This window comes from Streptomyces sp. NRRL S-31, from assembly GCF_000718775.1.
Taxonomy (GTDB): Bacteria; Actinomycetota; Actinomycetes; order Streptomycetales; family Streptomycetaceae; genus Streptomyces.
On record NZ_JOCB01000128.1, the window covers coordinates 1 to 20,799 of the forward strand.

Annotated in this window: 20 protein-coding genes and 1 pseudogene; 11 read left to right on the forward strand and 10 right to left on the reverse strand. The window is 74.1% G+C overall.

Annotation, left to right across the window (positions count from 1 at the left end):
• The 3 genes from IF37_RS0134635 to IF37_RS0134645 all read left to right on the forward strand — a co-directional run.
• On the forward strand, positions 1-482 hold a 482-nt coding region (locus IF37_RS0134635), incomplete at its 5' end, for a class F sortase (protein WP_030752168.1).
• Positions 483-639: 157 nt separating this feature from the next.
• Complete coding sequence (locus IF37_RS0134640; RefSeq protein WP_030752171.1) at positions 640-2,028, forward strand: aldehyde dehydrogenase family protein; 1,389 nt, start codon at positions 640-642, stop codon at positions 2,026-2,028.
• 15 nt (positions 2,029-2,043) lie between these two features.
• Positions 2,044-3,126, forward strand: coding sequence for a Zn-dependent alcohol dehydrogenase (locus IF37_RS0134645; RefSeq protein ID WP_030752174.1), 1,083 nt, complete (start codon positions 2,044-2,046; stop codon positions 3,124-3,126).
• 46 nt (positions 3,127-3,172) lie between these two features.
• Here the strand turns inward: IF37_RS0134645 and IF37_RS46200 are convergent.
• A pseudogene (locus IF37_RS46200) lies at positions 3,173-3,682 on the reverse strand (transcriptional regulator); the annotation flags it as partial.
• A 90-nt stretch (positions 3,683-3,772) separates the two neighbouring features.
• A complete protein-coding gene (locus tag IF37_RS0134650; RefSeq protein WP_030752178.1) occupies positions 3,773-4,408 on the reverse strand; it encodes a TetR/AcrR family transcriptional regulator in 636 nt (211 codons plus the stop codon).
• A gap of 102 nt (positions 4,409-4,510) precedes the next feature.
• On the opposite strand from IF37_RS0134650, the gene IF37_RS0134655 reads away from it, so the two are divergent.
• The 3 genes from IF37_RS0134655 (at position 4,511) to IF37_RS0134665 (ending at position 6,735) form a co-directional block, all read left to right on the forward strand.
• A complete protein-coding gene (locus IF37_RS0134655) occupies positions 4,511-5,662 on the forward strand; it encodes an acyl-CoA dehydrogenase family protein (RefSeq protein WP_030752181.1) in 1,152 nt (383 codons plus the stop codon).
• A 59-nt stretch (positions 5,663-5,721) separates the two neighbouring features.
• Positions 5,722-6,009, forward strand: a complete 288-nt coding sequence (locus tag IF37_RS0134660; protein ID WP_030752183.1) for a YiaA/YiaB family inner membrane protein — start codon at positions 5,722-5,724, stop codon at positions 6,007-6,009.
• Positions 6,010-6,081: 72 nt separating this feature from the next.
• Positions 6,082-6,735, forward strand: a complete 654-nt coding sequence (locus tag IF37_RS0134665; protein ID WP_030752186.1) for a TetR/AcrR family transcriptional regulator — start codon at positions 6,082-6,084, stop codon at positions 6,733-6,735.
• Positions 6,736-6,801: 66 nt separating this feature from the next.
• On the opposite strand, the gene IF37_RS0134670 is transcribed toward IF37_RS0134665, so the two are convergent.
• Positions 6,802-7,263 carry a MaoC family dehydratase gene (locus IF37_RS0134670; protein ID WP_030752189.1) on the reverse strand — a complete coding sequence of 154 codons (462 nt, stop codon included), beginning with the start codon at positions 7,261-7,263 and terminating at the stop codon, positions 6,802-6,804.
• Positions 7,264-7,373: 110 nt separating this feature from the next.
• Between IF37_RS0134670 and soxR the strand changes: the two genes are divergently transcribed.
• Positions 7,374-7,832 carry a redox-sensitive transcriptional activator SoxR gene (gene soxR, locus IF37_RS0134675; RefSeq protein WP_030752191.1) on the forward strand — a complete coding sequence of 153 codons (459 nt, stop codon included), beginning with the start codon at positions 7,374-7,376 and terminating at the stop codon, positions 7,830-7,832.
• A 42-nt stretch (positions 7,833-7,874) separates the two neighbouring features.
• Here soxR and IF37_RS0134680 read toward each other — a convergent pair whose 3' ends face one another.
• Together IF37_RS0134680 and IF37_RS0134685 are read right to left on the reverse strand one after the other, a co-directional pair.
• Positions 7,875-8,579, reverse strand: coding sequence for a 3-keto-5-aminohexanoate cleavage protein (locus IF37_RS0134680; protein ID WP_030752192.1), 705 nt, complete (start codon positions 8,577-8,579; stop codon positions 7,875-7,877).
• 132 nt (positions 8,580-8,711) lie between these two features.
• Positions 8,712-9,314: a hypothetical protein gene (locus IF37_RS0134685; RefSeq protein ID WP_030752193.1), complete on the reverse strand. Its 603-nt coding sequence runs from the start codon at positions 9,312-9,314 to the stop codon at positions 8,712-8,714.
• 216 nt (positions 9,315-9,530) lie between these two features.
• Between IF37_RS0134685 and IF37_RS0134690 the strand changes: the two genes are divergently transcribed.
• Positions 9,531-12,320, forward strand: a complete 2,790-nt coding sequence (locus IF37_RS0134690; protein WP_030752194.1) for a penicillin acylase family protein — start codon at positions 9,531-9,533, stop codon at positions 12,318-12,320.
• Between the two features lie 28 nt (positions 12,321-12,348).
• On the opposite strand, the gene IF37_RS0134695 is transcribed toward IF37_RS0134690, so the two are convergent.
• Both IF37_RS0134695 and IF37_RS0134700 read right to left on the reverse strand, forming a co-directional pair.
• Positions 12,349-13,659: a hypothetical protein gene (locus IF37_RS0134695; RefSeq protein WP_030752196.1), complete on the reverse strand. Its 1,311-nt coding sequence runs from the start codon at positions 13,657-13,659 to the stop codon at positions 12,349-12,351.
• An 87-nt stretch (positions 13,660-13,746) separates the two neighbouring features.
• Positions 13,747-14,994, reverse strand: coding sequence for an exo-beta-N-acetylmuramidase NamZ domain-containing protein (locus IF37_RS0134700; RefSeq protein WP_030752198.1), 1,248 nt, complete (start codon positions 14,992-14,994; stop codon positions 13,747-13,749).
• A 168-nt stretch (positions 14,995-15,162) separates the two neighbouring features.
• On the opposite strand from IF37_RS0134700, the gene IF37_RS0134705 reads away from it, so the two are divergent.
• The 3 genes from IF37_RS0134705 to IF37_RS0134715 are packed head-to-tail and all read left to right on the forward strand — an operon-like array spanning position 15,163 to position 18,219.
• Positions 15,163-15,936, forward strand: coding sequence for an SDR family oxidoreductase (locus tag IF37_RS0134705; protein WP_030752201.1), 774 nt, complete (start codon positions 15,163-15,165; stop codon positions 15,934-15,936).
• Positions 15,933-17,597: a class I adenylate-forming enzyme family protein gene (locus tag IF37_RS0134710; protein WP_030752204.1), complete on the forward strand. Its 1,665-nt coding sequence runs from the start codon at positions 15,933-15,935 to the stop codon at positions 17,595-17,597. The genes IF37_RS0134705 and IF37_RS0134710 overlap by 4 nt, the downstream gene beginning before the upstream one ends.
• Positions 17,598-17,625: 28 nt before the next feature.
• Positions 17,626-18,219: a TetR/AcrR family transcriptional regulator gene (locus IF37_RS0134715; RefSeq protein WP_030752208.1), complete on the forward strand. Its 594-nt coding sequence runs from the start codon at positions 17,626-17,628 to the stop codon at positions 18,217-18,219.
• A gap of 57 nt (positions 18,220-18,276) precedes the next feature.
• On the opposite strand, the gene IF37_RS0134720 is transcribed toward IF37_RS0134715, so the two are convergent.
• From IF37_RS0134720 to IF37_RS0134730, 3 genes are all read right to left on the reverse strand, one after another.
• A complete protein-coding gene (locus tag IF37_RS0134720) occupies positions 18,277-18,483 on the reverse strand; it encodes a hypothetical protein (RefSeq protein WP_158727437.1) in 207 nt (68 codons plus the stop codon).
• Between the two features lie 11 nt (positions 18,484-18,494).
• Complete coding sequence (locus tag IF37_RS0134725; protein WP_052845534.1) at positions 18,495-19,856, reverse strand: diaminopimelate decarboxylase; 1,362 nt, start codon at positions 19,854-19,856, stop codon at positions 18,495-18,497.
• 227 nt (positions 19,857-20,083) lie between these two features.
• Positions 20,084-20,799, reverse strand: a 716-nt coding sequence (locus IF37_RS0134730; RefSeq protein ID WP_030752218.1) for a CdaR family transcriptional regulator, incomplete at its 5' end; no start/stop codon positions are given.

Consider the following 20,799-nt stretch of genomic DNA (forward strand, 5'->3'; position numbering starts at 1 on the left):
CCGCCGCCCCGCCGCCCCGCCCGCTGCCCCGGTCCCGGCCGACGTCCTTCCGCATGCCCTCCCTCGGGATCGACGTCCCGGTCATCCCCCTGCGGCTCGACGCGGAGCGGCGGTTGCGGACACCTCCCGTCGACCGGCCCAAGGTGGTCGGCTGGTACGAGGGCGGCCCCACGCCGGGCGAGGCCGGCACCGCCGTCGCCGTCGGGCACCGCGACACCCGGACCGGGCCGGCCGTGTTCGCCGGGCTCGCCCAGGTCAAGCCCGGCAGGACCGTCGAGGTCCGGCGCGCGGACGGGCGTACCGCCGTCTACTCCGTGGACCGGGTGCGGGTCTTCGACAAGGCCGGCTTCCCCGACCGGGAGGTCTACGGCCCCGCCGGGCGCCCGGAGCTGCGGGTCATCACCTGCGGCGGCCTGTTCAGCCGGCGTACCGGCTACACCAGCAACGTGGTGGTCTTCGCCCACCTGACGGCGGCGAGGTGACCGAACGGCCCGGTAGACGCGGACCCGCGGTCCGCGCCGGTCGGGCCGTTCGCGACGGTGCCCCGGCGCGTCCGCGCCCCCGGGAACGTCTGGCGCACCAAAACTATCACCGCTAGTTTGTGTGCCGGAGGACGCGGACCCGCCGGGAGGACACAGCATGAAGCCACATGACGCCCTGTACATCGACGGCGCCTGGCGCCCCGCCGCGAGCCGGGATGTGATCGAGGTCGTCAACCCCGCCGACGAGCAGGTCATCGGCCGGGTCCCGGCGGGCGGGGTGCTGGACGTCGACACCGCCGTACGGGCCGCGCGCGCCGCCCTGCCCGGCTGGGCCGCCACACCCCCGGCCGAACGCGCCGGGCGCCTCGCCGCGCTCCGGGACGCCCTCGTGGCCCGCGCGGACGAGATCGCCGAGACGGTCACCGCCGAGCTGGGCTCGCCGCCGAAGCTCTCGCAGGCCGTGCACGCGGGCCTGCCGATCGCGGTCGCGGGCTCCTACGCGGAACTGGCCGCCACCCATCCCTTCGAGGAGCGGGCCGGCAACTCCACGATCCTGCACGAGCCGATCGGGGTGGTCGGCGCGATCACCCCGTGGAACTACCCCCTCCACCAGATCGTCGCCAAGGTCGCCCCGGCCCTCGCCGCCGGCTGCGCGATCGTCCTCAAGCCCGCCGAGGACACCCCCCTCACCGCCCAGCTGTTCGCCGAGGCGGTCCACGAGGCGGGCCTGCCCGCGGGCGTGTTCAACCTGGTCACCGGTCTCGGCCCGGTCGCCGGACAGGCCCTCGCCGAGCACCCGGACGTGGACCTGGTCTCCTTCACCGGCTCCACCGCCGTCGGCCGGCGGATCGGCGCGGTGGCCGGCGGGGCCGTGAAGAAGGTCGCCCTCGAACTGGGCGGCAAGTCCGCCAACGTCATCCTGCCCGGCGCCGACCTGGCCCGGGCGGTCAACGTCGGCGTCGCCCATGTGATGTCCAACTCCGGCCAGACGTGCAGCGCCTGGACCCGGATGCTGGTCCACCGCGACCAGTACGACGAGGCCGTGGAGCTGGCCGGAGCCGCCGCCGCCAAGTACGGCGACCGCATCGGCCCGCTGGTCAGCGCCCGGCAGCGGGACCAGGTGCGCGGTTACATCGAGCAGGGCGTCGCCGAGGGCGCCCGGCTGGTCGCGGGCGGCCCCGAAGCCCCGCGCGAGACCGGCTACTTCGTCGCCCCCACCGTCTTCGCCGACGTCACCCCGGAGATGACGATCGCCCGGGAGGAGATCTTCGGCCCGGTCCTCACGATCCTCCGCTACGAGGACGAGGAGGACGCCCTGCGCATCGCCAACGGCACGGTGTACGGCCTCGCGGGCGCCGTCTGGGCCGCCGACGACGCCGAGGCCGCGGCCTTCGCGCGCCGCATGGACACCGGCCAGGTCGACATCAACGGCGGCCGGTTCAACCCGCTCGCGCCGTTCGGCGGCTACAAGCAGTCCGGCGTCGGCCGGGAACTCGGCACGCACGGACTCGCCGAGTACCTTCAGACCAAGTCCCTCCAGTTCTAAGGGAGTCCGTCACCCATGGCCGTACGAGCCGCCGTCCTGCCCGCGATCGGCGCCCCCCTGGAGATCACCGGCATCGAGCTGCCCGACCCGGGCCCCGGACAGGTCCGGGTCCGCCTCGCCGCCGCCGGTGTCTGCCACTCCGACCTGTCCCTGTCCGACGGCACCATGCGGGTGCCGGTCCCGGCCGTGCTCGGCCACGAGGGCGCCGGCACCGTCGTCGCCGTCGGCGAGGGCGTCACCGGCGTCGCCCCCGGCGCCCCCGTCGTCCTCAACTGGGCGCCCGCCTGCGGCGCCTGCCACGCCTGCGCGCTCGGCGAGGTCTGGCTGTGCGCCAACGCGCTGAACGGCGCCGCCGAGGTGTACGCGCGCACCACCGACGGCACGGAGCTGCACCCCGGGCTGAACGTGGCCGCGTTCGCCGAGGAGACGGTCGTCCCGGAGTCCTGTGTGCTGCCGGTACCGGACGGGGTGGAGCCGGTGGACGCCGCCCTGCTGGGCTGCGCGGTGCTCACCGGCTACGGAGCCGTCCACCACGCGGCGCGGGTCCGGCCCGGCGAGAGCGTCGCCGTGTTCGGCGTCGGCGGGGTGGGCCTCGCCACCGTCCAGTCGGCCCGCATCGCGGGCGCCTCCCGGATCATCGCCGTCGACGTCTCGCCGGAGAAGGAGGAACTGGCCCGCGCGGCCGGCGCCACCGACTACGTCCTCGCCTCCGGCACCACGCCCCGCGAGATCCGCGCCCGCACCGGCGGGCAGGGCGTCGACGTGGCCGTGGAGTGCGCGGGCCGCGCGGTCTCGATCCGCGCCGCCTGGGAGTCCACCCGCCGGGGCGGCCGTACGACGGTCGTCGGCATCGGCGGCAAGGACCAGCAGGTCACCTTCAACGCCCTGGAACTCTTCCACTGGGGCCGCACGCTCTCCGGCTGCGTCTACGGCAACACCGACCCGGCCCGCGACCTGCCGGTGCTCGCCGCGCACGTACGCGAGGGCCGCCTGGACCTCTCGGCCCTGGTCACGGAGCGGATCGGGCTGGAGGGCATCCCGGCGGCCTTCGACAACATGCTGGCCGGCAAGGGCGGCCGGGCGCTCGTGGTCTTCTGACGCCCAGGGCACCCGCTCGGGCCGCGGCGGCCTGGCCGCGGCCCGGTGCGGCCCCCGCGAGGGGCGGTCGCCGTTCGGTTCGGTCCAGGTACGCCCGGGCCGGCGGACGCCGCGCGCAGCGGTTGAGACCGACGCCGGCCGAGCCGGCCCGGTCCGTCCGGACGCCGCGCGCAGCGGTCGAACCCGACGCCCGCCGAGCCGGACCACGCAAGCCTCGTGTCCTGCCGGAGCGGCCCCCGCCGGATGAGCGCGTCCGTGACCGTGGTGCCCAGCCGGCCGACGAGGTGGTCGTAGCGGTTCCGCCCCCGGGCCGGGGGCACCTGTGCGGCGAGGTCCTCGGCCAGGTGCGCGGCGCGCGCGTCGGCCGGGCCGGACCTACCGGTGCCGGACCCGCGGCTCGTCCGGGAGCGGGCCGCCGGTCACCGGCTCGCCCAGGTGCTCGCTGGGCGTGGACGTGGCGACCCCGAGGCGTGCCCGGCGGCTCCCCGGCGGGCTGCGCGCGTCCGTCCAGGGGTGTCGGCGGGCACGCGGTCCGCCGGGTCCGATCGGTGGTCAGCCCGGTCGGTGCGGCGCGGTCCGCTGTCCGGGGGTCTTGAGGCTCATGCGGCCGGCAGGGGACCCCCGTGCTCCGGCGCCCGCCGAAGGGTCACACCCGTACCCGCTGGTACTGCTGCGCCAGCCCGTCCAGCAGCGCGCCGAGCCCCGTCTCGAAGGCCCGCTCGTCGATCTTCTCCTGCTGCTCGGCGAGCAGGTGGGCCTGGCCGAGGTGGGGGTAGTCGGCGGGGTCGTACGCGCTCGCGTCGTCCACGAAGCCGCCGGCGAACGAACCGAGCGCCGAGCCCATGATGAAGTACCGCATCAGCGCGCCGATGGAGGTGGCCTGCGCCGCCGGCCAGCCCGCGTCGACCATCGCGCCGTAGACCGCGTCGGCCAGCCGCAGCGCGGCGGGGCGGCGGCCGGGACCCCGGGCGAGGACCGGGACGATGTTCGGGTGGTCGCGCAGGGCGGCCCGGTAGGAGACGGCCCAGTCGTGCAGCGCGGTCCGCCAGTCCCGGCCGTCCTCGAACATCGACAGGTCGACCAGGGCGCTCACCGAGTCCGCGACCGCCTCCAGGATCTCGTCCTTGGTGCGGAAGTGGTTGTAGAGCGAGGGACCGCTCACCCCCAGCTCGGCGGCGAGCCGGCGGGTGGAGACGGCCGCCAGGCCCTCCCGGTCCACGAGCTCCCGGGCCGTCTCGACGATCCGGTCGGTGCTGAGGAGGGGCTTGCGCGGTCGGGCCATGGCGCACATAGTAGGGCTGCGACCGGAAACTAGCAGTGCTAATTTAAATGTACGGCTTTCAAGGTCCGGCGACCTTTCCGTCTGGTGTGGGGTGATTCCGTGGTGAACCTGGGGCTCAGCGAGGAGCAGGCGGCCGTACGGCGGCTCGCCCGGGACTTCGTGGCGCGCGAGATCGCCCCGCACGTCGTCGCCTGGGACCGCGCCGAGGAGGTCGACCGGGGCATCGTGAAGAAGCTCGGCGAGGTCGGCTTCCTGGGGCTGACCATCGACGAGGAGTACGGCGGCTCGGGCGGTGACCACCTCGCGTACTGCCTGGTCACGGAGGAGCTGGGGCGCGGCGACTCGTCCGTCCGCGGCATCGTCTCCGTCTCCCTCGGGCTCGTCGCCAAGACGGTCGCCGCCTGGGGGAGCGAGGAGCAGAAGCGGCGCTGGCTGCCCGGGCTCACCGCCGGCGAGTACGTCGGCTGCTTCGGCCTCACCGAGCCCGGCACCGGCTCCGACGCGGGCAACCTCACCACCCGCGCCGTGCGCGACGGCGACGACTACGTCGTCAACGGCACCAAGATGTTCATCACGAACGGGACGTGGGCGGACGTCGTCCTGCTCTTCGCCCGCTCCACCGACGCCCCCGGCCACAAGGGCGTCACCGCCTTCCTGGTCCCCACCGACACCCCGGGCCTGACCCGCCGTACCGTGCACGGCAAGCTCGGCCTGCGCGGCCAGGCCACCGCCGAACTGGTACTCGAGGACGTGCGCGTGCCCGCCTCGGCCATGCTCGGCGAGGAGGGCAAGGGCTTCTCCGTCGCCATGTCCGCGCTCGCCAAGGGCCGGATGTCGGTGGCCGCGGGCTGCGTCGGCATAGCGCAGGCCGCGCTGGACGCGGCCGTGTGGTACGCCGGTGAGCGCGAGCAGTTCGGGGGGCCCATCGCCCGGCACCAGCTGGTGCAGGAGCTGATCAGCGACATCGCCGTCGACGTCGACGCGGCCCGGCTGCTCACCTGGCGGGTCGCCGATCTGATCGACCGGGGCGAGCCGTTCGCCGTCGAGTCCTCCAAGGCCAAGCTGTTCGCCTCCGAGGCCGCGGTGCGCGCGGCGAACAACGCCCTCCAGGTCTTCGGCGGCTACGGCTACATCGACGAGTACCCGGCCGGCAAACTCCTGCGGGACGCCCGGGTGATGACCCTCTACGAGGGCACCAGCCAGATCCAGAAGCTGCTCATCGGGCGCGCCCTCACCGGGGTCTCGGCGTTCTGAGTACCCCCTGAGTACTCCGGCGGATGTGGCGCGGGCGGCGCCCGCCGATGCTGTGAGCCATGAATGATACACCGGTCAAGCACGAGACCACGAACGCCTTCCACGGCCAGGCCATCGCCTCCTTCTCGGTCGCCATGGCGGCCACGGCCATCGGCATCTTCCGGCTGGACGCCAACGCCTGGGTCCGCGGCTTCCTGGCCATCGCCGTCCTGTACCTGGTGACCTCCGCCTTCACCCTCGCCAAGGTGGTCCGCGACCGGCAGGAGGCCGGCCGGATCGTCAGCCGTGTCGACCAGGCCCGCGTGGAGCGGCTGCTCGCCGAGCACGACCCCTTCGAAAAGCTCTGAGCGGCCACGCTAAGCGCCCGCTCACCGGCGGCGGTATGGTGGTGCTCCTGTACCGAGAGGGGCGAGCGAGCGATGAGTACGGCGGAGGAGACGACCGGCGGTGAAGTGGAGCCGTGGGAAGAGGTCACCCCTGACGCGGCCCGGCGGCTGCTCGTCGCCGCGGTCGAGGCCTTCGCCGAGCGCGGCTACCACGCGACGACGACCCGGGACATCGCCGGCCGCGCCGGCATGAGCCCGGCCGCGCTCTACATCCACTACAAGACCAAGGAAGAGCTGCTCCACCGGATCAGCCGCATCGGCCACGACAGGGCCCTCGGCATCCTGCGTACCGCGGCCCGCCGCGAGGGCAGCGCCGCGGAGCGGCTGGCCGACGGGGTCAGCTCCTTCGTCCGCTGGCACGCCGGCCGGCGCACCACCGCGCGGGTCGTGCAGTACGAGCTGGACGCCCTCGGCCCCGAGGCCCGCGCGGAGATCGTCGCGCTGCGCCGCCAGGTGGACGCGGAGGTGCGCGGGATCATCGAGGACGGGGTGGCCGCGGGCGAGTTCGACGTCGCGGACGTGCAGGGCACCACGCTCGCCGTGCTGTCGCTCTGCATCGACGTGGCCCGCTGGTTCAACATCGACGGCCCGCGCACCCCCGAGGAGGTCGGCGCGCTCTACGCCGACCTCGTGCTGCGCATGGTCGGGGCCGGGCAGGTCCGGCGGTCCGCCCCGGACTACAGGTAGTGCCGGGACCTATAGGTGGTGCCGGAACCTACAGGTAGTACCGGGACCTATGGGTGGTGCCGGGAGCTACAGGTAGTACCGGGACACCGACTCCGCCACGCACACCGGTTTGTCGCCGCCCTCGCGCTCCACGGTGAACGCCACCGTCACCTGCACACCGCCGGTGACGTCCTCGACGCCGGTGATCCGCGCGGTGGCGCGCAGTCGGGAGCCGACCGGGACGGGGGCCGGGAAGCGGACCTTGTTGGTCCCGTAGTTGACGCCCATCCTCACGCCCTCGACCCGGATGAGCTGCGGCCCGAAGAGCGGGAGCAGTGACAGGGTGAGGTAGCCGTGGGCGATGGTGGTCCCGAACGGCCCGGCGGCGGCCCTCTCCGGGTCCACGTGGATCCACTGGTGGTCCCCGGTCGCCTCGGCGAACAGGTCGATCCGCTTCTGGTCGACCTCCACCCAGTCGGTGTACCCCAGCTGCTCGCCCACGGCCGTGCGCAGCTCGTCGGGGGAGGTGAAGGTCCTCGGTTCTGCCATGTTCCCGGCCTCTCGCTCGCGTCTCTAAGCAACTGCTTAGCATGCTCGGGTGCCGGGGTGATGTCAACGCCGGGCCGGGCGGGGCGGGTGATCTCTGTAATCTCTGAGGAGTGCCCCAGATTCCAGAGAAGGTCCACGAGCTGACCGTCGGACAGCTGGCCGCGCGCAGCGGAGCCGCGGTGTCCGCCCTGCACTTCTACGAGTCCAAAGGCCTGATCACCAGCCGGCGCACACCCGGCAACCAGCGCCGGTACGGCCGCGACACGCTGCGCCGGGTCGCCTTCGTCCGCGCCGCCCAGCGGGTCGGCATCCCGCTCGCCACGATCCGCGAGGCCCTGGCCGAGCTGCCCGAGGGGCGGACGCCGACCAGGGAGGACTGGGCCCGGCTGTCGGAGAAGTGGCGCTCGGAACTGGAGGAGCGGATCAAGCAGCTGAACCGGCTGCGCGACCACCTCACCGACTGCATCGGGTGCGGGTGCCTGTCGCTGGAGACCTGCGTCCTGACCAACCCGGACGACGTGTTCGGCGACCGGCTGACCGGGTCGCGGCTCATGGCGGAACGTCGCTGAGTCCCTGAGAGGGAGTCCCGCGCCGCGCGGCCGGCGCGGCGCTCACCCGTGCCGGGCCAGCGCCTCCGTCACCAACCGGGCGTTGGACACGGCCCGTCGGCCGTCCGGCAGGAGCAGCGTGTCCTCCATCCCGATCCGCGTGGCCAGGCCCAGCCGGCCCGCCAGCCGCAGCACGGGCCAGGTGCCGCCCTCCTCGCCGTGCAGCAGGACCGGCCGGCCGTGCGCCTCGCCCGGCTCGGCCGGCAGCGCCCACGCGGCGGCGCCCGCCGGCTCCGGGTCGGTCACCTCGGCCAACACCCGCAGCACCCGCGGTCCGAGCGGCGAGGCCGCGAACCGGCGCGCCCCCTCGGTGCCGGACCAGATGCCCGCCTCCACGCCCACGCCCCGGGCGAGCAGTTCCGCGGCGACCTCCTCGGCGCCCGGCTCGTGCCAGTTGACCGAGGCGAAGTCGGGCAGCGCCGTCCAGGAGCGCACCCGGGCGAGCCGGGCCGCCGGATCGGGCTCCGCCCAGGCGCCCGTGGTCACCCCGACCGGGACCCGTACCCGCGCCCGGAGCGCGTCCAGCACCGGGGCCGGCACGCGCGGGGAGAGACGGTCGTGCCCGCACGGCGTCTTGGGGTGGACGTGGACCGACGTCGCGCCGGCCGCCACCGCCTCGGCGGCGGAACGCGGCAGCTCCGCCGGGGACATCGGCACCCCCGGGCCGTCGGCGGCCGAGCGGGACCCGTTGAGACACACCTGCACCATGCCCCGATCGTGCCACCGCCCACCGCCCACCGGCGACGGCCCCCGTGCCCGGCGGAAGGGGCGCGGCATCCCCTGCGCACCCCTGCCCGGCCCCGGCCCGCCGCCCGGATCGTCCCGGTGGCACCCCGCCGCTCAGGCCGTCATCAACAGACGGGCCCGACCGGCGTACTGGAGGGCCCGGGTGCTCAGGACGGGGCGCGGCACCAGGATGCCGCAGTCCGCGCAGACCGGGCCGGAGGACGGCTCGTGGTCCAGCCCGTACCTCCACACCAGCCGCTCCCCGCCGCAGACCGGGCACGACGAACCCGGCTCCCGCTCCAGCGCGGCGATCAGCCGGCGCAGCACCTCCGCGAGCGGCGCCCCGGGATGCACCCGGGGGTTGTCGCACCAGGCGACGCCGAACCCGCCCCAGGTCAGCCGGTGCCAGTCGTCCACGCTGCCCGGCCGGCGCAGCCCGTCGTGCTTCTCCTTCCGCCTGCGCTCGGTGAAGTCCGTCTCGTAGGCGAGCCAGACGTCCCGCGCCGCCTCCAGCTCCTCCAGCGCGGCCACGAGCCGCGCCGGATCGGGGGAGCGGTCCTCCGGGCCGAAGCCCGCCCGGGAGCACAGATGGTCCCACGTCGCCCGATGCCCGTAAGGGGCGAACTTCTCCAGGCACTTGCGCAGCGAATACCGCCGCAGTGCCAGATCGCAGTCCGGGTCACGTACCTGTCTCGCCAGACTCCGGAAACCGGCCATCGCCCTGCACCTCCGTCACACCTGCACCTGTACTCCGGTCACTTCGGCGTCGTCGCACGGACGTCGTCGAATAGACGTATCGACAGGCGATTCGGCTCCATCTCTTCTCGCTCTTCTCGGTATCCGCTCGCGTACTCCGGAAAGTGACGCATGTTCACCTTTAAAGCTGGGGATACCGGCGGTAACGTTCGGCCATCCCAGTCGCTAGGAGCTGCCATGCCACGGCGAACCCCACGTACCGCTCGCGACAGACTGAGAACGTCCCGCTTTCCTCTCGGGTTCCTGAAGACGGCGTCCGTATGCGTGCTCGTCTCCGCTCTTCTCTCTCCCCTCACCCGGACCGCGACGGCGGCGCCCGGTGCCACGGCCCCCAACGACTACTGCGGCGGCCAGTGTTCGGACATCCTGCCGCCCGGCGAGAACGGCAACGCGACCCTCGCGCAGATCCTGCTCAACCAGGCCTTCGGCACCCAGCCGGCGCACGCCGAGGACCAGCTCGGCCCATACGCCGGCCTGGCCACCGGCTACACGGGCCTGACGGATGCGAAGATCAACACCTTTTTCAACGACGCCTCCTTCGGCGTCCCTTCCGACCAGGTCGCCTCCACCGAGAAACCGGCCGGCCGCGGTGACGTGACCATCGTCCGCGACAAGAAGACCGGCGTGCCGCACATCACGGGCACCACCCGCTACGGCACCGAGTTCGGCGCCGGATACGCGGCGGCCGAGGACCGGCTGTGGCTGATGGACGTCTTCCGGCACGTCGGACGCGGCCAGCTGACCTCCTTCGCCGGCGGCGCCGCCGCCAACCAGGGCCTGGAGCAGCAGTTCTACCGCAACGCGCCCTATACCGAGGCCGACCTCCAGGCGCAGATCGACAACGCCGTGGCCGGCAGCGGCGCCCGCGGCCAGCAGGCCCTCGCCGACGTCAACGCCTACCTCGCCGGTGTCAACGCCTACATCGACGCCTCCGACAGCGGCCGTTACTTCCCCGGCGAGTACGTCCTGACCGGCCACAAGGACTCGATCACCAACGCCGGCACCATAGAACACTTCAAGGTCACCGACATGGTGGCGCTGGCCTCCGTGATCGGTTCCCTGTTCGGCTCCGGCGGGGGCGGCGAGGTCGACAACGCGCTGTCCCTGCTCGCCGCCCAGTCCAGGTACGGCGTCGAGGAGGGCACCAAGGTCTGGGAGGCCTTCCGGGAGCGCAACGACCCCGAGGCCGCGCTCACCGTCCACGACGGCAAGAGCTTCCCGTACGGCGCCAAGCCCGCCGACCCGCAGGGCGCGGCGCTGCCCGACGCCGGCTCGGTGACCGCGGAACCGCTCGTCTACGACCGCACGGGCAGCGCGGCCACCGCCGCCGCCCGGAGCACCTCCGCCACCGCCGCGAAGGCGACGACGGGTTCGGCCCGGCGCGGGATGTCCAACGCCCTCGTGGTGAGCGGCGAGCACACCGCCAGCGGCCACCCGATCGCCGTCTTCGGACCGCAGACCGGCTACTTCGCCCCGCAGCTGCTGATGCTCCAGGAGATCCAGGGCCCCGGCATCAGCGCCCGCGGCGCCTCCTTCGCGGGCCTGAGCATGTACGTCGAACTCGGCCGCGGCCAGGACTACTCCTGGAGCGCTACCACCTCCGGCCAGGACATCATCGACACCTACGCGGTCGAACTGTGCCAGGACGACTACCACTACCTGTACCACGGCACCTGCACCGCGATGGAGAAGGTCGAGCAGAAGAACGCCTGGAAGCCGACCGTGGCCGACGGCACGGCCGCCGGGTCGTACACCATGCGCGCCTGGCGCACGAAGTACGGGCCGGTGGCGTACCGGGCGACCGTCGGCGGCAAGAAGGTCGCCTACACCACCCTGCGCTCCTCCTACCTGCACGAGGCCGACTCGATCATCGGCTTCCAGATGCTCAACGACCCGGACTACGTCAAGGGACCCGAGGGCTTCCAGAGCGCGACCCAGCACATCAACTACACCTTCAACTGGTTCTACGCCGACTCCCGGCACACCGCGTACTACAACAGCGGTGACAACCCGGTCCGGGCGAGCGGTGTCGACGCCGACTTCCCGGTGTGGGCCCGGCCCGCCTACGAGTGGCGGAACTGGGACCCGGCGGCCAACCGGGCCGACTACACCCCGCCCGGCGCCCATCCGGGCTCCGTCGACCAGGACTATTACATCTCCTGGAACAACAAGCAGGCCGAGGACTACGCGGCCGCGCCCTGGGGCGAGGGGTCCGTGCACCGCGGCAACCTGCTGGACGACCGGGTGAAGAAGCTGGTCGCGGCCGGCGGGGTGACCCGCACCAAGCTGGTGCAGGCCATGGCCGACGCGGGCCTCGCCGACCTGCGCGCCGAGGACGTGCTGCCCAAGCTGCTCAAGGTGGTCGGCTCCGCGCCGGTGACCGACCCCACGGCCGCCGCCGCGGTGAACAAGCTCCAGGCGTGGGTGGCCGCGGGCGCCCGGCGCACGGAGACGTCGGCCGGCTCGAAGACGTACGCCGACGCCGACGCGATCCGCGTCCTGGACGCCTGGTGGCCGCTGCTGGTCAAGGCGGAGTTCGAACCCGGCCTCGGCAGCGGGCTCTACACCGCGATCGGCAACAACCTCCCGGTCGACGAGGCCCCGTCCGCCGGACACGGCCCGACCGGCTCGCACGCCGGAAGCTCCTTCCAGTACGGCTGGTGGAGCTATGTCGACAAGGACATCCGGGCGGTGCTCGGGGAGCCCGTGCGCGGCGGGCTCGGACGGAAGTACTGCGGCGACGGCAGCCTCACCGCCTGCCGGGACCTGCTGATCGGCACCCTGAAGCAGGCCGCCGGGCTGACCGCCGCCCAGGTCTACCCGGGCGACGACCAGTGCTCGGCGGGCGACCAGTGGTGCGCCGACTCGATCGCCCAGCGCACCCTGGGCGGCATCAAGCACGGCAAGATCAGCTGGCAGAACCGGCCGACCTACCAGCAGGTCGTGGAGTACACGGCACACCGCTGAGGCGGCGCCGCGGACCGCGGGCGGCGGGTCAGGTGATACGGCCCGCCGCCAGCACCACCCGCGCCAGTTCGGGGTGCACGATGTCGCTGTGCGCCCCGGCCGGCGCCCCGCCGCGCCGGACCACGGCCGCCGCGTCCACGTTCACGCAGCCCGACGCCGGCAGCGGACCGGCGAGCGCCGCCGCCAGGTCCAGCCGGGCCGTGTCCGCGACCGCCTGCACCCCGTCGTGCCCCATGGCGCCCCACCGGGGGCCCAGCACGGCCGCGATCTCGTTCCCGGCGCACGAGCGGTCGTCACCGGCCAGCCGGGACGCCAGCGGGTAGAACGTGCCGAGCGCCGCGTCGAAGTGCGAGTGGCAGCACACCAGCGGACCGTCGACGCGCCGGTGCCGGTCCTTGAGCGCACCCGAGCGGTCCGGGGCGTGCGGCAGCCGGGCCGCGAACGCGTAGTGCGAGAAGGCGCCCTGGAGCAGGGTCACCGACTTCACCGAGCGGACGCCCGCGGGCAGCCCGGAGAGCGCGAACGCCACCAGCCGTCCCCCGAAGCTGTGCCCGGCCAGGTGCACCCGCACCCCGGGCGCGGCGGCGGCCAACCGCCCGATCAGCGGACCGAGTCCACGCTCGCCGACCGTCCCGGCCCGCCGCTTCATCGCGTAGTACGCCGCCTGCCGCAGCAGTTCCTTGGCGCCCTCCCACGGATCGGGCAGGGCGAACCCCGCCCCGCCGGCCGCCGGCCCCAGCGCGGCCAGGGCGTCGGCGAACTGCCCGCAGACGGCCACCGGGTCCCCGCCGACGACGGCCGGCTCGCCGGGTTCGTCCGTGTCGGCGGCGCCCTGCCGCCCCTCGCCGTCCACCAGCAGCCCCACCAGCCGCCCGAACTCGGCCAGCCCCGCGGTGCCGTCCGGCCGCTCGTCCAGCATCCGGGCCAGCCGGTCCAGCACGGCCGCCCGGCCCGGGAAGGTGCCCAGCAGCGCGCGCCGGGTGTCCTCGTCCAGGGCGGGGCGCGGTGCCGGCCGCCCCGCCGCGACCGGCACGGCGGCCACGGACCGCGGGAAGTCGGGGATCGGCTCGTCGCTGAACCGCATCGACGGCCAGATCACCCCGACGTAGCCGAGCCGGGCGCCGGGCACCAGCTCCGGGACCGGGGCGAAGAAGCGCCGATACAGCGCGGTCGCGCCCGAGCGGTCGTTGTTCCAGCCGTGCGAGAAGACGATCAGGTCACGGACGCCGCGCTCCGCGACCTGCGCCAGCAGCCGGTCCCGTTCGGGGCCGTCCACGTCGCCGTCCGCGTCGAAGGTCAGCTCCCAGTAGGGAGTCACGCTCGTCCCAGGCTTCGCCATACCAGGCTCCCTCGGCTCGTCCCCCCGAAACGGTGCACTCGGCACGTATCGTCCTGCCGGAGCGCGGGGTTGGCCATACGACGCGGGCTACTCGTAGAGGAGATATTCCTTTCGAATCCGCCGGAACGCGGCCAGCTCCTCCTGCCAGGCGCCCGTCACCTCGTCGGTGTCCGCGCCCGCGTCGATCATCGTGCGCACCCGGGCGGAACCGGTGAGCTTGTCGATCCAGTCGTCCGGCCGCCAGGCGAAGCCGTCCCACGCCTTCCGCGCGGTCACCAGCAGCGCGATCCCGGTGCGCACGGGGTCGTAGGCGTCCCGGTCGGTCACGTGGACCTGCACCCCGCCCACGGTCCTGCCCTGGAACTTGGAGAACGTGGGCGCGAAGTACGCCTCCCGGAACCGCACACCGGGCAGCCCGAGCCCGTTCGCCGCGGCGGCCCAGCGCCCGTCGACGCCCTCGGCGCCGAGCAGTTCGAAGGGCCGGGTGGTGCCGCGCCCCTCGGAGAGGTTGGTGCCCTCGAACATGCAGGTGCCGGAGTACACCAGCGCGGTGTCGGCCGTGGGCATGTTGGGGCTCGGCGGCACCCAGGGCAGACCGGAGTCGTCGTGGAACCGGTCGCGCCGCCAGCCCGACATCCGCACCGTCTCCAGCGGCACCGGCGAGGTCAGGAACTCCCCGTTGAACAGCAGGGCCAGCTCCGCGACGGTCATGCCGTGCGCCTGTGCGATCGGCTTCCGGCCGACGAAGGTGGCGAACTCCTCGTGCAGCACCGGGCCCAGGGCCGCACGGCCGGTCACCGGGTTCGGGCGGTCCAGCACGACGAAGCGCTTGCCGGCGAGCCCGGCCGCCTCCATGCAGTCGTACAGGGTCCAGATGTACGTGTAGAAGCGGGCGCCGACGTCCTGGATGTCGAAGACCACGGTGTCGACGCCGGAGGCGGTGAAGACGTCGGCGAGCGGCCGGCCGCTCTTGAGGTACGTGTCGTACACCGGGAGCCCGGTCGCCGGATCGTCGTAGCGGCCCTCGGAGCCGCCGGCCTGCGCGGTGCCCCGGAAGCCGTGCTCGGGGCCGAAGACCGCCGTCAGCCGGACCCGGGGGTCCGCGTGCAGGACGTCGACGATGTGCCGGGCGTCCCGGGTGATGCCGGTGGGGTTGGTGACGATGCCCACCTTCCGGCCGTCGAGCAGGGCGTAGCCGTCGGCCGCGAGCCTCTCGAAACCGGTGCGCGGCCGCTCGGGGCGCCGGGGCGCCTTCGGGACCGTCGGGGCCGTCGGGGCCGTCGGGGCGGCCGCCAGTGTGGCCGAGGCGAGCAGGTCTCTTCGGGACAGGTGCATGGGCGTCCTCCTGTGGGTGGTCGCGCGCGGGGCGCACGCGCGGCGGAAGCCGCGTGACGGCACCGCCCCGCGCCTCTTGAGGCTGGCGCAGTCACCCTTCCTTTTACACATACCGACCGGTTAGTCTGACGGCCGCTGAGCCGAGTCGCGTCGCGTCGAAGGAGACCGGTGGTGGAAGCCGTGCAGGATGCCGGAGTGGTCGTCACGGGGGCTGGCGGAGGGATCGGCGCCGCCCTGGCCCGGCGGTTCGCCGCCGAGGGCGCCCGGGTCGTGGTGAACGACCTGGACGCCCGGAAGGCCGAGGCGGTGGCCGAGGAGATCGGCGGGACCGCCGTGCCCGGCGACGCCTCCGCGATCGTCGCCGACGCCCGGGACGCCCTGGGCGGCACGGTGGACGTCTACTGCGCCAACGCGGGGGTCGGCTTCCAGGACGGCGACCTCGGCGCGGCCCTGGACGAGCGGACCTGGGCGGCCGCCTGGGACGTCAACCTGATGGCCCACGTCCGCGCCGCCCACGCGCTGCTGCCCGACTGGCTGGAGCGCGGCGCCGGACGGTTCGTCTCCACCGTCTCCGCCGCCGGACTGCTGACGATGATCGGCGCCCCCTCCTACAGCGTGACCAAGCACGGCGCCTACGCCTTCGCCGAATGGCTGTCCCTGACGTACCGCCACCGGGGGATCGCGGTCCACGCCGTCTGCCCGCAGGGCGTCCGCACCGACATGCTGGCCGCCACCGGCAGCGCGGGCGACCTGGTGCTCCAGCCCACCGCCATCGAGCCGGAGGCCGTGGCCGACGCGCTGCTGAAGGGCATCGAGGAGGACCGCTTCCTGATCCTGCCGCACCCCGAGGTCGCCGACTTCTACCAGGCGCGGGCCGACGACCCCGAACGCTGGCTGACCACCATGAACCACATCCAGCAGAAGTGGGAGGCCGCCCGGTGACCGCCTCCCCCTATGCCGCCCGGCCCTGGCTCGCGCTGCTCCAGGAGGCCCAGCGCGCCCCGGTCCACCCCGTCGACTCCCTCGCGCACGCCCTCGGCGACGCCGTCGCCGAGGCACCGGAACGCACCTTCCTCGCCTACTTCGACGCCCGCCTGAGCTACCGCGAGGTGGACGAGCTGACCGACTCCGTCGCCGCCCACCTCGCCGCGCGCGGCCTGGAACGCGGCGACCGGGTGGCCGTCCTGCTCCAGAACTCCCCGCACTTCGTACTCGCCGTGCTCGGCGCCTGGAAGGCCGGCGCGACCGTCGTCCCGGTCAACCCCATGTACAAGTCGGCCGAGGTGGCGCACGTCCTGCGGGACGCCGGGGCGACCGCGCTGATCTGCTCCGACCGGGCCTGGGAGACGTACCTCAGGCAGACGGCCGCCGGCTCGCCGGTGCGGATCGTGCTCACCGCGTGCGAGCGCGACTTCCAGACCCGCGACGACGCGCGCGTGCTGGGCTTCGAACGGCTGCCCAAGGCCCCGGACGCCGACGACCTGACGGCCGTAGCCCGGCGGGGCGGCCGGGCCCCGGAGGACCGCCTGCCGCGCCCCGCGGACATCGCGCTGATCAGCTACACCTCGGGCACCAGCGGCACGCCCAAGGGCGCCACCAACACGCACGCCAACGTGATGCACAACGCCGAGCGGCAGGCCACCGGGCTCGGACTGCCCGAGGCGCCCGTGTACTACGCGCTCGCCCCCCTCTTCCACATCACCGGCATGGTGTGCCAGCTCGGCGCCTGCCTGAACAGCGCGGGCACCCTGGTGCTCACCTACCGCTTCGAGCCCGGGGTCGTGCTGGCGGCCTTCGCCGAGCACCGCCCGCACTACACCGTCGGCCCCTCCACCGCCTTCATGGCGCTCGCCGCCCACCCGGACGTCACCCGCGAGCACTTCACCTCCTTCGTGAACATCTCCTCGGGCGGCGCCCCCGTGCCGCCGGCCCTGGTGGAGGGGTTCCGGGAGCGCTTCGGGCCGTACATCAGGGTCGGCTACGGCCTCACCGAGTGCACCGCGCCCTGCGCCTCCGTGCCGCCCCACCTCCAGGCGCCCGTGGACCCGGTCTCCGGCACGCTCTCCGTCGGCCTGCCCGGCGCCGACACCGTCGTGCGCGTCCTGGACGACCGGGGCGCGGAGGTGCCCCTGGGCGAACACGGCGAGATCGCCGTGCGCGGGCCGCAGGTGGTGCCCGGCTACTGGCGCCGCCCCGACGCCACCGCCGAGACCTTCCCGGACGGCGAACTGCGCACCGGCGACATCGGGTTCATGGACGAGCGGGGCTGGCTGTACGTCGTGGACCGCAAGAAGGACATGATCAACGCGTCCGGCTTCAAGGTGTGGCCGCGCGAGGTCGAGGACGTGCTGTACACCCACCCGGCGGTCCGCGAGGCGGCCGTCGTCGGGGTCCCCGACGGGTACCGTGGCGAGACCGTCAAGGCCTACATCAGCCTCCGTCCGGGGGCCGAGGCGGACCCGGACGAACTCGCGGCGTACTGCAAGGAGAGACTGGCCGCGTACAAATACCCACGTCAGGTGGAGATCCTGCCCGACCTGCCGAAGACGGCGAGTGGGAAGATCCTCCGGCGGGAACTGCGTTCCCCCGGTGACCAGAACTGACAGCGACACGGAAAGGCGGGTGGCGGCAGTGCCCAGGACGACGGACGGAGACGGGACGCCTGTCCCGCAGCGGCTGCTGGCCGCCGCCACCCGGCTCTTCGCCGAGCGGGGCTACGACCGCACCTCCGTCCAGGAGATCGTGGAGGCGGCCGGCGTCACCAAGGGGGCGCTCTACCACTACTTCGGCTCCAAGGACGACCTGCTGCACGAGGTGTACGCGCGCGTGCTGCGCCTCCAGCAGGAGCGGCTGGACACCTTCGCGGGCGCCGACGAACCCGTGGAGCGGCGGCTGCGGGACGCGGCGGCCGACGTGGTCGTCACCACGATCGAGAACCTCGACGACGCGATGATCTTCTTCCGCTCCATGCATCATCTGAGCCCGGAGAAGTACAAGCAGGTCCGCGCCGAGCGCCGGCGCTACCACGAGCGGTTCCGCGCGCTCGTCGAGGAGGGCCAGCGGGAGGGCGTCTTCTCCACGGCGACCCCGGCCGACCTGGTGGTGGACTACCACTTCGGTTCCGTCCACCACCTGTCGACGTGGTACCGCCCCGACGGCCCGCTCACCCCCCAGCAGGTCGCCGACCACCTCGCCGACCTGCTGCTGCGGGCGCTGCGCCCCTGAGCCGAACGGCCCCGGCCGCCGCCTGGCCGGTGATCCGCTCGAAGAACCGGCCGCCGCCTAGCCGATGATCTGCTTGAAGAAGAGGACACCGGAGGCGGAACCCGTGGCCCCCACCGTCACCGCGACCGGCCACGCGCTGCCGGCCAACGCCGCCAGGACGGCGGCGCCGAGGCCGGACAGCGCGGCCAGCAGGAACACGAGGGCGGCGCGCTGGGTCAGCAGCGGCCCGTCACCGTCCGGGCGGCCGTGGCCGGTCCGGGACACGCCGCCCCCGCTCACCGGGCCCCGCCGGACGGCACGCCCGCCGGCTCCCGGGACGGGGCGCGCACACCGTCCCGCTCCGTCAGCTGCCAGGGGTCCTGGGCGGGCCGCAGGAGCGTGAACTCCACCCGGCCGTCCGCGCCCGCCCGGACCCCGTGCACGGCGGGTTCGGGCAGGCTGTTGTAGTGGAACGGCGTGGAGAAGTAGTACGCGCCGGTGTCCGGGACGACGACGAGGTCGCCCGGCTCCAGCGGCGGCAGCGCCCGGTCGCGGGCCAGCAGGTCGCCGGCGAAGCAGGCGGGACCGGCGACGTCCTGCCGCACCGGCCGCCCCCGCTTGGCCGCGCCGTGGCGGTCGTGCGCCTCGATCCGCAGCGGCCAGGCGTCCGGGCCGAACACGGTCCGGGTGGCGACCTGGACACCGGCGTGGGTCACGGCGATCGGCCGGCCCCCGGCACTCTTGGTGTACTCGACGTACGCGGCCATGAAGCCGTTCTTGGCGAGGAGCGAACGGCCGAACTCGGTGACGATCCGGTACCCGCCCTCGAAGAGCCGCGGGGCGTGCGCCCGCAACTGCCCGACGTAGTCGGCGAACGTCGGTGTGACCTCGTCGTCGGCGAAGTTGACGGGGAGTCCGCCGCCGATGTCGATGCCCTCCACCCGGCCCCGGCCGAACGCCGCCGACACCTGGTCGGCGAAGTCCACCGCCTGCGCCACCCCGCGGGCCATCAGGTCCAGCGGGCAGCCCTGCGACCCGGTGTGCGTGTGCACCCAGGTCAGCCACGGGCGCTCGGCGAACGCCCGCAGCAGCCGCTCCCGGTTGCCGGGATCGGTCAGCGGCACGCCGAACTTCGAGGTGTGCGTGGCGGTGCTCATCGCGGCGATGGCGCCGCCGCCGACCTGGCAGTTGAGCCGTACGCCGATCCGTGACGCCGGGGCGCGGCCCGCCAGCAGTCCGTCGATCCGCTCCAGCTCCTGGAAGCTGTCCGCGTTGACGGCGACCCCCAGGGCCAGCGCCCGCTCCAGCTCGGCCCGGGACTTGGCCGGGGAGTCGAAGACGATCCGGTCGGCCGGGAACCCGGCCGCCAGCGCCCGCGCCAGTTCACCGGCGGTCGCGACCTCGCAGCCCATCCCGTGCCCCTCCAGTTCCCGCAGCACCGGCACGAGGCAGTTGGCCTTCGCGGCGAAGGTGTGGGTGACATCGGGCAGTCCGGGCGCGCCGGGGAAGGCCTCGTGCAGGGCCCCGACCGTGGCCGCGACGCCGTCGAGGTCGACGAAGCCGGCCAGCGAGGAACGGTCCGGGTCCAGCAGCCCCTGCCGCACGGCCTCCTTCAGGATGTGTTCGCGGCGCACGGCGGCGCGGGTCACAGCGGTCATGGCGAACCTTCCGGTCTCGGGACGCGGTCCGGGGCCGGTGCCCCGGGCGTGCTCCCAGGCTGCTCGCCGCGCCCGCGCGCCGTCATCGTCGGTTCCGCAGAGGCGCACCCCCCGTGGCGGTGGCCGAGCCCAGCGGCCGGGCCCCGGTGGGCCGTGCCGTGGTGCGCGGGGACGAAGAAGCGCCCCCGTTTTGGTGGGGGCGCACGAAACGACCGGCGGCGCCCGCCTCACGCCCCGGGGGCCGGCCCCCGCTCCGGCTCCCCGGGACCGAGCCGCAGTTGCAGCTGCGCCAGCAGCCGGGCGTCCGCGTCGTCCAGGTCCAGGCCCGACACCGCGGCGATCCGGCCCAGCCGGTACCGCAGGCTGTTGGGGTGCAGCGAGAGGCTGCGCGCGGCGGCCGACACGTCACCGAAGTGGTCCAGGTAGGCCCGCAGGGACTCCACGAGGCGGCTGCCGGTGTGCTCGGCGTCGAACGCGGCCAGCCGCGCCACCGAGGTCCCGGGCGGCAGCTCCACGTCCCGCAGGGCGTCGAGCACTTGGAGGACGCCGATCGTGTCGGCCACGTCCCCGACCCACGCGACGGCGCGCGCGCCCCCGGTCCACACCAAAGCCTTCAGCGCCTGCTCGGCGGTCCGGCGCGACTCCGCCGCCCGGGCCAGCACCGGCACCACCTCGCCCAGCCCCGCCCGCACCGGTACGCCGGTGGTCGCCGACAGCCGCGCGGTCAGCGAGGTGCCGAGTTTCGCCACCTGCGCCCGGGCCGTGCCCGGATCCGGGTCCAGCGCGCTCACCAGCACCAGCGCCCGGCCACCGGCCGGCACCAGCACGGCCCGGTGGCCGAGGGCCGCGCAGTGCAGGGCGAGCAGGGCGTACATCCGCGCCGGGTCGCCGAAGGGCCCCTGCTCCGGCGCGCCGGCCCCGCCCCCGACCGGCGCGCCGGCCC